The sequence below is a fragment of the Pseudomonas sp. fls2-241-TYG-175 genome (assembly GCF_030209155.1).
GTDB classification, from domain to species: Bacteria; Pseudomonadota; Gammaproteobacteria; order Pseudomonadales; family Pseudomonadaceae; genus Aquipseudomonas; species Aquipseudomonas viridiflava.
Genome location: NZ_JARVSO010000001.1, coordinates 143,200 through 156,584, shown reverse-complemented (window position 1 = coordinate 156,584; position 13,385 = coordinate 143,200). Strand labels below are relative to the sequence as shown.

At 60.9% G+C, this 13,385-nt stretch carries 10 protein-coding genes and 1 pseudogene; 1 reads left to right on the top strand and 10 read right to left on the bottom strand.

Annotated features, from left to right (window positions below; all coding sequences use genetic code 11):
* Window positions 1-126: 126 nt before the first annotated feature.
* The 10 genes and pseudogenes from QRN20_RS00685 to QRN20_RS00640 all read right to left on the bottom strand — a co-directional run bounded on the left by QRN20_RS00685 (window position 127) and on the right by QRN20_RS00640 (window position 11,858).
* On the bottom strand, window positions 127-1,848 hold the full coding sequence (locus QRN20_RS00685) for a tannase/feruloyl esterase family alpha/beta hydrolase (protein WP_285359853.1): 1,722 nt from the start codon (window positions 1,846-1,848) through the stop codon (window positions 127-129).
* A gap of 556 nt (window positions 1,849-2,404) precedes the next feature.
* Window positions 2,405-3,805, bottom strand: a pseudogene (locus QRN20_RS00680) (LLM class flavin-dependent oxidoreductase).
* 4 nt (window positions 3,806-3,809) lie between these two features.
* Window positions 3,810-4,250 (bottom strand): acyl-CoA dehydrogenase, encoded by a 441-nt coding sequence (locus QRN20_RS00675; RefSeq protein ID WP_285359852.1) that lies wholly within the window; start codon window positions 4,248-4,250, stop codon window positions 3,810-3,812.
* A gap of 15 nt (window positions 4,251-4,265) precedes the next feature.
* On the bottom strand, window positions 4,266-5,468 hold the full coding sequence (locus tag QRN20_RS00670) for an SfnB family sulfur acquisition oxidoreductase (protein WP_164660471.1): 1,203 nt from the start codon (window positions 5,466-5,468) through the stop codon (window positions 4,266-4,268).
* 185 nt (window positions 5,469-5,653) lie between these two features.
* Window positions 5,654-6,430: an ABC transporter ATP-binding protein gene (locus QRN20_RS00665; protein WP_122605812.1), complete on the bottom strand. Its 777-nt coding sequence runs from the start codon at window positions 6,428-6,430 to the stop codon at window positions 5,654-5,656.
* 4 nt (window positions 6,431-6,434) lie between these two features.
* Window positions 6,435-7,766, bottom strand: a complete 1,332-nt coding sequence (locus tag QRN20_RS00660) for an ABC transporter substrate-binding protein (RefSeq protein WP_122467821.1) — start codon at window positions 7,764-7,766, stop codon at window positions 6,435-6,437.
* 66 nt (window positions 7,767-7,832) lie between these two features.
* Window positions 7,833-8,900, bottom strand: coding sequence for a branched-chain amino acid ABC transporter permease (locus tag QRN20_RS00655; RefSeq protein WP_122467824.1), 1,068 nt, complete (start codon window positions 8,898-8,900; stop codon window positions 7,833-7,835).
* Between the two features lie 21 nt (window positions 8,901-8,921).
* Window positions 8,922-9,803 carry a branched-chain amino acid ABC transporter permease gene (locus QRN20_RS00650; RefSeq protein ID WP_043303772.1) on the bottom strand — a complete coding sequence of 294 codons (882 nt, stop codon included), beginning with the start codon at window positions 9,801-9,803 and terminating at the stop codon, window positions 8,922-8,924.
* 166 nt (window positions 9,804-9,969) lie between these two features.
* Window positions 9,970-10,764 carry an ABC transporter ATP-binding protein gene (locus QRN20_RS00645; RefSeq protein ID WP_122467826.1) on the bottom strand — a complete coding sequence of 265 codons (795 nt, stop codon included), beginning with the start codon at window positions 10,762-10,764 and terminating at the stop codon, window positions 9,970-9,972.
* A complete protein-coding gene (locus tag QRN20_RS00640) occupies window positions 10,761-11,858 on the bottom strand; it encodes an AMP-binding protein (RefSeq protein ID WP_122467917.1) in 1,098 nt (365 codons plus the stop codon). The genes QRN20_RS00645 and QRN20_RS00640 overlap by 4 nt, the downstream gene beginning before the upstream one ends.
* A gap of 279 nt (window positions 11,859-12,137) precedes the next feature.
* Between QRN20_RS00640 and QRN20_RS00635 the strand changes: the two genes are divergently transcribed.
* Window positions 12,138-13,376, top strand: a complete 1,239-nt coding sequence (locus QRN20_RS00635; protein WP_122467829.1) for an acyl-CoA dehydrogenase family protein — start codon at window positions 12,138-12,140, stop codon at window positions 13,374-13,376.
* The last annotated feature ends 9 nt before the right edge of the window (window positions 13,377-13,385 follow it).

The following is a 13,385-nucleotide window of genomic DNA, read 5'->3' as shown; positions in this document are numbered from 1 at the left end:
CCCGTCAGCTTCGATTGACGGGGTTTTTTATTGCTTCACAGAAATGCGCTGGCGTCACAGCATGGGCACGATCAGTAGTTACCTGATCATGCCCGTTCGTTCTGCGTCGAAAACTTGCCAGAGCGATCAGCGCTGTAACGACTCGTAAGGCTGGAAGAAGCCACTGCCCACCCATTTCGGTGTCTTCTCGGCCGTCAGCGGTTCTGAGCGCTGGTAGCTGTTGGCGCGTTTCGAATAGCCCTTGTGGTCGTACTCGGCCATGTACGGATATGGGAACACCTTGCGCGTGCGATCGCGATTGGAAATGTCTTCTCTGGTCATGAACGCTGGCAGGCTCGCTGCAACAACCTTATCAACCGGCTGCGGCTGGTACTGACGGGCAACGATGGCGCCAGGGGCCTGACCTTTTTCCACCCAGGCCATGATCGGCGTCAGCAGGTCCACCTCGCTCGGCCCTTCTCCACGACCGCAATGGTAGACGCCGGGCAGCATGTACAGCCGGGTGAAGGATTCAGTGCGTGCCTTGCCCATGTGCGCCTCGACAGCCTCGTGATAGGCCAGCGTATTGAGTGGCGAGACCTGCGGATCGGCCCAGCCGTGCCAGAGCATCAGCTTTCCGCCACGGCTGGCGAAAGGCGCGAGATCGGGGTTGGTCGCGTCATAGAGCGCGTGCAAGGGGCGCAGGCGTTCGAACGTGCTTTTGTCGAAGCGAAGGTCCGCCAGCTTGAAGTCCTCAGGGGGATTGGTCTCGAACACCAGACTGCGAATGGACTGTTCGGCGATCTGTTGACTGACGATAGGCTGATCAGCAGAAACAGGTACGAACAGCCCCGCCCAGGCCAGCTCCGAACCGGGTTGTGGGCCGCCCACGATAAGCCGTTCTCCACTGGCCGGATCTTTCGGGCCGTCGTAGATACGCCGCGCAGCCTCCACTTCCGGCGCCGTGAGGCATTTGGCGTTGTCGGCAGACACTTTGCACTGCACCACCGAGGGGTCGAAGCGGCAGAGCCTGGGGTCGGAGATCAGACCATCGATCTGTCCATCCAGCACATCGCACTGCGCCAGCACCGCCTTGTGCAGGATCGGCAGGCGGGACGCCAGGATGATCGGCTTGCCATCAGGACCGGTGTTGGCGCGCGCTACCCATCCGTGAAACAACACTTTCTGCACCTGAAAATTCAGCGCAGCGGCGCCCGCGATGATGCCATTGAAGTCTTCCGGGTAGCGTTGCGCTTCGATCAGCGCTTCACGGCCGCCGTCCGAACAGCCGGTGAAATATGCGTATTCAGCCTTGCGGCCATAGAACGTCTGGATCAGCTTCTTCGACGCCAGTGCCGTGAGGTGTACACCGCGATGGGCAAAGTCCGCACGTTTCTGCGGGTCGTCGCCAAACGTGGTGTCTATCGTCTTGTGTCCCATGTCAGTGGACGCCACGGCGAACGCGCCCGTTTTGAGCGGCTTGCAACTGTCGGCAACGCCCGGTCTTGAATCACTGTGGCCACAAAAGCCGCCGCAGCCGACCTGCAGATAACGTTGCGCCCAAGTGGTCGTCGGCAGTTCCAGCTTGAAACCGATCTGCGGCGCCAGCAAGCCTTCCACGGCACACACCGCCACGCCATCACGGCTGGATTCGCTGGCTGACACTACTCGGCTGCCGGAGCCGCCAATGTCACTGAGGTCGGTCTGGGTCAGTGCTGCGCAGGCAGTGACTGGCGTGACGACGGGCAGTTGGGCCAGGTTATCGGCCACGTTCGAGGACGGCGTTCCGGCCAGCGCCGGGGTCAGCGGAAAGAAAGAGATGACCAATAGCGCAAATACGCTGGAACGACTCGGCATCGTCGGTTTCATGAGAACTCCTGTTCATGATGGATCAAGACTGAAGCGCGAGCGGATAACGCCCGACCGCGCAGCAGGTGTCATTAAAACGTTTGGGGCGTCTCTCGATTCAAAAGGTTAGCCAGAGAGATGATTACAGATTCCGGCGTTCATCCATGACGTTGTAAACGGTGACATGAAGGCTCTGCGCCGAGGCATGCAGGCGGGTGACACCATTGGGGAGGAGGTTGATCGTGCCCATCGCTCTGCGTGGGTATGCCGCCCGTGACGCTCCGCGTCACAAATGGCACAGACTGAGGATTCAGTGAGCCGAGCGCATGACGTGGATAACGCTGGAGCTTGTCCACGCACCTGCGCCACATTCCAGAGCGGACGCGGAGCGTCCTGGGAGGCATTCCCACGCGGAGCGTAGGAACGATCAGCGTGATATCAAGCACGTCGATCATGCCCATGCCTGTGCTCAGCGTTATACCCGAGTCCCGCTGCGTTTTGCGCGTCTTGCGGATTTGTGTACAACGATGAGCACAGAGCGGGGGGGAAAGCTCGTCATCGTATTACACGAGGACTCTCAGGCGCTCTGCGGCTCTCGCTGGCGATTCAGCGCCGTCAGATCACGAAACTCCGCACCCGGATGAGGTGCCTGCAGACGCGGCCCGCTGTCGAACAACTTCTAGCGCAGCGTGCCCTGGGCGTATTCGGTCTTGTAGACACCACGCTTCTGTAACTCCGGCACCAGCAGGTCAACCGCGTCGATGAACGTTTCGTGGGTCAGCGCGTAGGCCAGATTGAAGCCATCGACATCGGTGTCTTCGACCCAGTCCTGCAACAGGTCGGCGACGGTTTCCGGGCTGCCGACGAACAACGGGCCGAAACCACCGATGCCGACCCAGTCGGCCAGTGCCTGCGGGGTCCAGATGGTGTCGGGGTCGGCGGTAGAAAAGGTTTCCACGGCTGACTGGATGGCATTGGTGTGCACATGCCTGAGCGGTTCATCGGGCCTAAACTGACTGAAGTCGATGCCGGTCCAGCCGGAAATCAGCGCCATTGCGCCCTCATAGCTGACCCAACTCTTGTACTCCTCGAACCTGGCTTTCGCCTTGGCATCGGTCTCGCCCAGGATCACGGTCTGCAGGTTGAAAATCAGCACGCTGGCCGGATCCCGACCCGCTTCGGCCGTGCGCCGGCGAATGTCGGCAACCGTTTTCTTCAGCAGCACTTTCGATGGCGAGGCGACAAACACGCATTCGGCATGCTCCGCGGCGAACTGCTTGCCGCGACTGGAGGCACCCGCCTGATACAGCACTGGCGTACGCTGTGGCGAAGGCTCGCACAGGTGAATGCCGGGTACCTGGAAATGCTTGCCGACATGACGAATCTCATGAATTTTGCTCGGGTCGCTGAACACGCGTCGCTCCCGGTCGCGCAGAATAGCGCCGTCTTCCCAACTGCCTTCCCAGAGTTTGTAGCAGACCTCCAGGTATTCCTCGGCGAAGTCATAGCGGGCATCGTGTTCGGTCAGGGTTTTCTGGCCCAGGTTCTTCGCCCCACTTTCCAGATAGGACGTCACGATGTTCCACCCTGCCCGGCCTTTGGTCAGGTGATCCAGAGTCGAGAGGCGTCGGGCAAACGGGTACGGATGCTCGAACGAAAGTGAAGCAGTCAGTCCGAAGCCCAGATGCTCGGTGACCAGCGCCATCGGCGGAATCAGTTGCAAGGGATCATTGACCGGCACCTGCGTGGCCTGGCGTATCGCCGCCTCGCCATTACCGCGATAGACATCGTAGATGCCCAGCACATCGGCGATGAACAGGCCGTCGAACTTGCCGCGCTCCAGAATTTTTGCCAGATCGGTCCAGTACTCCAGGTCCTTGTATTGCCAGGAACGATCACGTGGATGCGCCCACAGGCCCGGCGATTGATGGCCGACGCAGTTCATGTCGAAGGCATTGAGGCGAATTTGACGGGACATGCAATCACTCCTGAAGCTGGGGTGGCGCGACGCCATTGAGGCGATGGTTGCCCAGCACCTGATAGTGCCAGCGCAGCGGTTCACGACCGGCCTGCGACGGCAGGGACTGACGCTGGCCGGTCAGTTCGTGCTGGACGTTGTCTACCGCCAGCAAGGCATCGGCGCTGGCAATGACCGCTTCGGTGCTGGCGATCAGACGCTGTTCGGGCGAGCCGTCAAGCGTCTGTGCCCGCTCCAGCAGTGCTGCCGCCAGGTCGATGCGAATCTGTAGATCGCCGATCTTGCCGATCACATAAGGGTCCTCGACGATGCTCTGCACATCGCTGAACGCCCAGGGCTGACCCTGCTCGCGCAGGTATTCGAGGGTCTGCTGCAAGCCTCGCCGTGCGTCGTTCAGGTCTTCGGCAGCAACCGCCAATTGGGTGTCGATAGTTGAATGAGACAAATGATTGCTCCTCGATCAGTTCCAGGCGTGACGCGGCGGCGCGACACCGTTGAGTACGCGATTGCCTATCAGGTGATATTTCCAGCGGGCGGGATCATGAAGCGTGTGGGTTCTGGCGTTGCGCCAGTGGCGATCCAGGTTCAGCGAGCCCAGCACAGAGCGGGTGCCAGCCAGTTCGAACAGTTTGCTGCTGATCAGCAAGGCAATCTGCGCCGACAGCACCTTGGCCTGAGCCACCACCACCGAGGCGTGTGCAACGCTGGCTTCACTGGGTGCGGCCAGTGCCTGATCGATGGCTTGCCCGGCCTTGGCCAGAATCGCGTCTGTGCCGTGCAGCCTCCATTGCAGATCGCCGATGGTTGCGATGCTGAACGGGTCCTGCCAGCCGAAGTCCTGTTTGCTGTCGATCCATGGCCGCGCAAGACGCGCATGCCTGAGGGTTTCCTCGAACGCGCCGTGGGCGATGCCAGTATCGACAGCCGCCTGAATGATCTGCGAAATCGGACCATGAGCCGTAGGTTCATCGAACGCCCGATGCGCCGGTATCACCGAAGTCCTGGGGACTCTCACCGCCTTCAGGACCGCACCGCCGCTCGCCGTGGTGCGCTGACCGAAGCCGTCCCAGCTGTCGATGATCGTCAGCCCCGGATTGTCGCGCTCCACGAAGGCGATAAACGCGTTGTCCTGCTCGTCGACACCCACCACCGGCACGATGTGGGCGAACAGCGCTCCGGTGCAGTAGAACTTCTCACCGTCCACCACTGCGTGTTCGCCGTCGAAGCGAATACGCGTCTGAAAGGTGCCAGCATTTTTGCTTTTGGATTCCGAAAACGCGTTGCCGAAGCGATAGCCCGCCAGCGCCTTGGCAAAGTAATGACGCTTCTGCTCTTCGGTTCCGGTCTGCAACAGGATGTCGAGAATGCCCAGATGGTTCTGAGGGATCTGTCCCAACGAAGGGTCGGCTGCGGAGATAATCTTGATCACCTCGGCAACCGTCACATAAGACACTCCCGCGCCACCGTAGGCCTTGGGCACAGTGATTGCCCACAGGCCGCTGGCAGAAAACTCATCCAGTTCAGCAACGGGCAAGCGACGCTCGCGGTCACGAACCGACGCCTCTTCAGCAAAACGTATGGCCAGCGCTCTGGCGACCTCGACCGCCTCGGCATCCGAGGCAATGACATGGGCCTTTGGCGGGCTTTTAACCGGTTGGGTCATGGGCAGGTTCCTGATTATCGATAACAGGTTGAAACGATTCAACCCACATGTTTCAGGTAGTGCACAGGTCATGCCTAAAAGGTAATCCAATTAAAAACAGTGGGTTGCGAGATATCCTTAAAGTGGAAAAAGTATTTACATGAACATAGTGTTCGAACACTGTTGCTGGAAGAACAGCAGCGCACTCAATGCGCCGCTGTACCCAGATAGTGATGATGAACGTCGTCGCGCGCGGCCAGCTCTGCGGCAACGCCGGATTCGACTACCCGGCCGTTCTCCAGCACATACGCGTAGTGCGCGTACTCCAGCGCAAGACCGATGTTCTGCTCGGCGACCAGCAGACTCAGCCCCTCGTCGCGATTCAGCCGCCCCAAAATATCGAAGATCTCTTCCACCACCTGCGGCGCCAGTCCCATGGACGGTTCATCCAGCAGCAACAGGCGAGGCCCGGACATCAGCGCCCTCCCGATGGCCACCATCTGCTGCTCACCGCCCGAGGTGTAGCCTGTGAGGCGCTTGCGCAACAGCTTCAGCCGGGGAAAGTAGCCATAGACCTTTTCCAGTCGCGCCTTGAGTTCGGCCCGCGACGGTTTGGCGACAAACGCGCCGATCAGCAGGTTCTGCTCAACGCTCAGGTGCGTGAAGCAGTGTCTGCCCTCCAGCACCTGCGCCAGCCCATTACGCACCAGCACGGAAGGATCGCTGGCGGTGATCAACTTGCCCTGATACTGAATCCGGCCACTGACCACCTCACCACGCTCGGCACGTACCAGACTGGAAATCGCCTTGAGGGTCGTGCTTTTGCCCGCCCCATTGGCACCCAGCAGCGCGACCATCTGACCCTGCCGGACCTGCAGGCTGATCCCGCGCAGGGCGAGGATGGATTGCTCGTAGAACACCTCGACCTGCTCCACCGACAACAGAACCTCGGCAGACCGACTGGCATGCGGAATCGAACTCATGGCCTTATTGCTCCTGGCTGCAGTCGCGTGGGATGATGCCTTTCTCCTTGGCGTACTGTGCGGCAGACGCTTCGATGATCGGCCGCAGCAAGGCGCGGTCGGCCTGCACCCAGTCACTGATGAGGTTCCAGCGCTGCCCGTCCCACTGCTGAAAACGCACCGCGCCACCACCTTCATGGTCTGCACACGACAGCTTCAACGGCTGCACCAGTCCCTTGGCGCCCAGCGCCTGCAAACGGGCGTCATCGAGATTCAGGTGCTCGAAACCCCAACGCACCTGTTCACCCGTCAATGGCTGGTTGCCAAAACGGGCCTGAGCGATGCGCAGCGCCTCGACATTGAGAATGCCGTTCACCACGCCCAGGTTGTAGTACACCGTACCGAAACGCTTGGGGTCGGCCAGATTGCCCTGCCCCTTGTCGAGCACCGCGCTCTTGATGCCTTGCAGCACCGGGAAGTCAGTACCGGACGGATGCGTGGTGATGGAAATGAAACCCTTGGCGGCTGCGCCTGCGGGGATCACGTCCTCCTCTGAATTGCTCCAGATGTTGCCGATGATGTGATCCACCGGGAACCCGACCTTCTGTGCCGACTTCAGCGCCACCGGGTTCATCACGCCCCAGCCGCGCAGGATCACCCAGTCCGGTTTTAGACGGCGGATATTCAGCCATTGGGATTGCTGCTCGTTGCCGGGATGCGGCACTTCCAGTGTCGTCAGCTCGAAACCGTAATGCCTGGCGAGGGTTTCCAGGACGCCGTTGGTTTCCTTGCCATAAGGAGAGCCGTGATAAAGCACCGCGATCTTCTTGCCCTTCAGAGACTCAGGCCCGCCTTCACGCTGACCAATGTAATTGACGATGGCCGACACCTCGGAATACGGGTTCAACTGCAGCGGGAACACATACGGGAACACGCTGCCGTCGGTGGAATCGGTGCGTCCGTGGTTGATGGTGATCAGCGGCAGCTTGTCGGCCGTGGAACGATCGAGCGTGGCGTAGGCAATGCCGACCGACAACGGATTGGTCGCCGCCGCGGGAGCGCCATTGAGGCCGCCCTTCAGGCGCTCGTAGCATTCGACGCCCTTCTCCACCACGTATTCGGTTTCGCATTCTGACCAAGTCAGTTTGACGCCATTGACCCCGCCATTGGCATTGACGTATTGCAGGTAATCGATGAAGCCACCGAAGAAACCGGTGCCGCCAGCCGCATAAGGCCCGACCCGGTAACTTTGCAGAGGAAAATACTGTTCGTTGGCGGCTTGGACAGTCGTCGACAGTCCGCCAGCCAACAAGGCCAGCCCCAGCATCAGGCGCACTACGGATGTTCGGGGTTTCATGGGCAGATCCTTGAAGGTTTGAGGGTGTTGTTGAGGTGAGGGAAATGCTTACTCGCAAACGATCGATCAGTAGCGCAGCGGCCAGATCCGCGCACGCTGACGAAAGCGCTGCCACAGGCGCGCCAGTCCTTCGGGCTCCTTGATCAGAAAGATGATGATCAGGGCGCCAAAAAGTATTTTCTGGATGTTTTCCAGCTGTCCGGAATCGATCAGGCCGACGGGTAGCAAGGCGCTGACATGGCCCAGCAGAATGGGCAGCAGCACGATGAAGGCAGCGCCGAGGAAGTTGCCGGAAACGCTGCCCAGCCCACCGATAATGATGATGAACAGCACCTGAAATGAGCGATTCAGGTCGAAACCATGGGGCTCCACCGTGCCCAGATAGGCAAACGCCCACAGCGAACCGGCAACCCCCAGATAGAAACCGCTGATGGCGAACGCCAGTAGCTTGGCCTTGAACAACCGGATACCAATGACCGCTGCGGCGGTGTCCATGTCGCGCACCGCCATCCAGGTGCGGCCCAGCTCACTGCGGATCAGGTTGTTGGCCAGCCAGAACAACGCGGTCACCAGAGTCAGGGTCAGCAGATAGCGACCTTGCGGCGAGCTGAAATTCAGTCCCGCCACGCTCAGCGGTGGCGAGGTGATCACGCCCGATGCGTTGTCGTTGGTAAACCAGCTGAAACGGGTCAGCACCCACTCGACCACGAACTGCGCCGCCAGCGTCGATACCAGCAGGTAGAAGCCCTTGATGCGCAGGCTGGGCAGCCCGAACAGCATCGCCACAGCCGCCGCGACCAGCCCACCGAAGACAATACCCAGCAGCAACGGCGTGCCCGGTACGCGCAGTTGCAGGTTGTAGGTGGCGAAAGCGCCGACGGCCATGAACGCAGCAGAACCCAGCGACAACTGCCCGGCGTAACCGGTCAGCAGGTTCAGGCCGAGACCCGCCAGCGAAAGCACCAGAAACGGTACCAGAATCGCGCTGAACCAGTAGTCGTTGCCAGCCAGCGGCACGATGACAAAAGCAAATCCCAGCAAGGCCAGCAGCCCGATCCGGTCCTGACGCAAACGAAACAGGCGACGCTCGGCGGCATAGGAGCCCGCCAGTTGTCCGGCTTCTCGATAAAGCATGGCGATGATCCTTATGGAAAGTCAGACGCGCTCGATGGTTCGCTCGCCGAACAGCCCGGCGGGACGTACCAGCAGAAACAACAGGGCCAGCACGTACGGCACCCAGTTCTCGATGCCGCTGCCGATGATCGGGCCGATGTAGATTTCAGCGAGTTTCTCGGCCGCGCCGATAATGAGGCCGCCGACGATGGCGCCGCCGATGGACGAGAAGCCGCCGATGATCAGCACTGGCAACGCCTTGAGCACCACCAGTGACAGGGAGAACTGCACGCCCAGCCGCGCGCCCCACAGCAGTCCCGCCACCAGACCGACAAACCCTGCCACGGCCCAGACCACCGCCCAGATACGCGGCAGACGGATACCCACCGCTTGCGCGGCCAGCGCATCGTCGGCCACGGCGCGCAGAGAAAGACCGATGCGGGTGCGGTTGAACAGGATGGACAGCGCGATGACCAGCACCGCCGCCGTGCCTGCGGCGAACAGGTCGAACTGCGAGAGCAGCATGCCGCGAATCTCCAGCGGCTCGTCAGGAATGCCCAGGTCCAGCCCGTGAACCTGAGCACCCCATAACGCCTGCGCCAAGCCTTCGATCATGTACGACAGGCCCAGCGTGGCCATGAACAGGATGATCGGCGGTCGATTGACCAGCGGCCGCAGGACCACACGCTCGATCAGCAGCGCCAGCACGACCATGCTCGCCAGCGTCGCCAGAAATGCCCACCCGAACGGCAGGCCACGCTCCAGCAGACTGACGAATGTCAGGGCCGCGAACAGCACCATCGCGCCCTGAGCAAAATTGAACACGCCCGACGCCTTGTAGATCAGCACGAAACCGATCGCCACCAGCGAATACATCACCCCGGCCAGCAGCCCGCCAATCAGTACTTCAAAGAAAAATTCCATGGTTCAGCTACCTTTTCAAACAACCTGTAAGCCACTGAGGAACCACTATTTTTTTTAGGAGCGCGCTTCCCCGCGATGCAGTCGACGCGATGTGTCAGGAAAGCCGCGTCATCGTTCATCGCCGGCAAGCCGCCTTCCACAGTCCGTTGTCTGCTGCGCGATAGTGCTACGTCGAAACAGGACGCCGTGTGCCGAGATACGCAGCAATCACCTGCGGGTCGTTGCGCACCTGCTCCGGCGTTCCGTCGCCGATCTTGCGGCCGTAATCCAGCACCACCACGTGATCACTGAGGCCCATCACCACACCGATGTCGTGCTCGATCAGCACGACCGTGGTGCCCAGTTCGCGGTTGATGTCGCGAATGAACTGAGTCATCTCGGCTTTCTCTTCTGCGTTCATGCCTGCCATCGGCTCGTCCAGCAGCAACAGGCGCGGTTCTGCAGCCAGGGCACGCGCCAGCTCGACGCGCTTCTGCAGGCCATAGGAGAGCTTGCCGACCAGCGCGTGGCGCCAAGGGTGGATGCGCAAGAACCGAATCACCCGCTCGGCGTGGGCGCGTTGCTCATCGTCTTCGGCAGGCGCCCGCCCCATCCGCAGCATCTGCTCCAGCCAGGTGCTGCGGCGCTTGAGGTTGCGACCGGTCAGCACGTTGTCCAGCACGCTCATGCCCTTGAACAACGCAATGTTCTGAAACGTTCGGGCAATGCCGCTCTCGGCGGCCTGATGCGGGCGCATGCGCTTACGGGTCGTGCCTGCGTACTGGATGGAGCCGCTCTGCGCCCGGTACACGCCATTGATCACATTGAGCAGCGAGCTTTTGCCCGCGCCATTCGGCCCGATCAACGCGCATATTTCACCCGTAGCTACTGAGAAACTGATTGAAGTGACGGCCTTGACGCCCTTGAAAGACAAGGAAATATCATCGAGCGTCAGAAGCTGCGAAGGCAGGTTTGCACTCATGAAGACGCTCCCAGAAGGACCGGTAACGGACAGTCTTCGACGGCAGCCTTGAGTCTTGGTTTGATCGGAACTGGCGTATTTAGCGGACGTGGCAGAATCCCAAGCGCGGCGAAAAACGCCTGGCTCTGCGGCGTCAGCGCCTCACCCGCCAGCAAAGGCTTGCTCAGACGACTCATGCCCAGCACATCCAGCAACGGACGGCGGATCAACCAGTACCCAAGCTGGCGTCTGATCAGACCTTTGGCGGGCGCCATTGCCCACCGATACAACGCGTGGGCGAATGTGCCTGGCAACGGCAAGCGTTCCCTTGCCCAGAGTTCGAGCCGCGCATAGGACTCCCGAGTGCCCAGTACCAGCGTCGGCCCCAGTTCGCGTCGGTCGTTATCGCGGGTGCCCAGCGCCTCAGGGAAATTCAGGCAGAAACCGGCCACCAGCCAGGGCGCCAGCAGATAACGGGCCTGGCCGCTGGCGGCAAATACGCGGGCCGCCAATGCCTGGTCGCGCTCGGTGATGGCCTGGATGTCGATCAGTTGCCGAGCACCGTTGAGCAAGTCGGCATGGGTCAGTCGCTGCTCACCTTGAGGCGTCTGAAAGACAAACGCACAGGCTGCGGCGTCGATCAACGGCTTCCGGATCCCTTTAGCAGCGGGCTTCAGCAACTCGGCATAGTCAACCAGACGCGCATCTTTCGCATCGTGCAGGCCGCGGTCGTCCAGCACGATCACCACGTCAGGTTCGGCATCGCCCAACTGCGCGAGAAGCAACAGATTCTGCACGACCGCGTAACGAGGCTTGACCGTCGCCAGCCAACTGCGATGGTCCACCGACGGCTCGATCAGGCTGACACTGCCGCCCAGCGCCTGCGCCGCCAGCGTCAGTAATAACGCCTCGGCGTTGGCTTCACTGATGATCAGCAGACAATCCGTCGCTTTGAACCCTTTGAGATGCAATGCCTCGGCGAGATGGTCAGCGTCCTGCGCCACCTCGCCCCAAGTACGCGTCTTCCAGATGCCAAGCTTTTTGTAACGCAGGGCGATCTGTCTGTTACGGGTCTGAGCCTGGATCAGCAATGCCTGAGGCAATGAATGCGGCATGAAGGTTTCCGTCGAGAGGGGATCGAAGGAGCCATAGCAGCGAACGTGCCATACCGGGAAAATCATGCAGATCAAGGACTTGCGAAGCCTGATGCAAATCCGGCGCTGTTCGGTTTGTAGCCAGGCTGTTGCGGCGCTGTTGCGCGGCCAACATCTGTAACGGCAGTAAAATTAAATAGTCTTTAAAATCAATAGATTAGATTCAGGCACAGACTATGCAATGCCCTGAGCAACCTTTCATTGGCCGAGTGCCAATCTTCCAGCGCTAAGGAGTACTGCATGACTTTATCGAACGACGCCAACCCGCTGTCACTTGGAACCGACTACGAAACCCTCGCCCACCGCTTCCGCCCGATCTTTCGTGAGATCGGCGCTGGCGCGGTCGAGCGCGAAAAAGGCCGCGCCCTGCCCCATGAACCCATTGCCTGGCTCAAGCAGGCAGGCTTTGGCGCGGTCCGCGTGCCCAAGGAATATGGCGGCGGCGGTGCCTCGGTCGGTCAACTGTTTCAGTTGTTGATCGAACTGGCTGAAGCGGATTCGAACATTCCGCAAGCGTTGCGCGCGCACTTCGCCTTTGTCGAAGACCGCCTGAATGCGCCCCCCAGCCCGGACCGGGATAAATGGTTCGCGCGCTTTGTTGCAGGTGATCTGGTCGGCAACGGCTGGACCGAAGTCGGCGCGGTGAAGATTGGCGACGTGATCACCAAGGTCAGCGCCCAGGGCGCCGGCTTTGTGCTCAACGGCCGCAAGTTCTACAGCACCGGCAGCATTTTCGCGGACTGGATCGATGTATACGCCCAGCGTGCCGACAATGGTGCCGACGTGATCGCCGTGGTCGATGCGCACCATACCGGAGTGCGTCACAGCGATGACTGGGACGGTTTCGGCCAGCGCACCACCGGCAGCGGCACCTCGGTCTACGAGAACGTGCCGCTGCCCGCCGAACACGTGATTCCGTTCGAGCAGCGCTTCAAGTACCAGACGGCTTTTTATCAGTTGGTGCTGCTGGCCGTACTGGCAGGCATTGGCCGGGCCGTCGAGCGCGACATCGCTCAGGAAGTGCGTGATCGCAAGCGCGTGTTCAGCACCGGCAATGCCGACAGCGTGAGCCAGGACGCTCAGGTGCAGCAGGTGGTCGGGCAGATTGCAGCGCAGGTCTACGCGGCCGAGGCGGCAACCCTGCGTTCGGCGGAGCCCCTACAACGCGCTTACGTGGCCCGGTTCGGCCACGATGCGCAGCGAGAGAAAGACGCCAACATCGCCGCAGAAATCGAAACCGCCAAGGCGCAGGTGATTGTCTCGGAGCTGGTGCTGCGCGCAGCCACCGACCTGTTCAACGCACTGGGCGCATCGGGTGTCAGCGTCAACAAGGCGCTGGACCGCCACTGGCGCAACGCACGCACGGCGGCGTCGCACAATCCGCTGATCTACAAGGCACGCATCGTCGGCGACTGGCGCATCAACGGCACCGAGCCGCCTTATGTCTGGCAGATCGGCAACGGCTCGGGCAAGGCCTGAGCCGCGTTT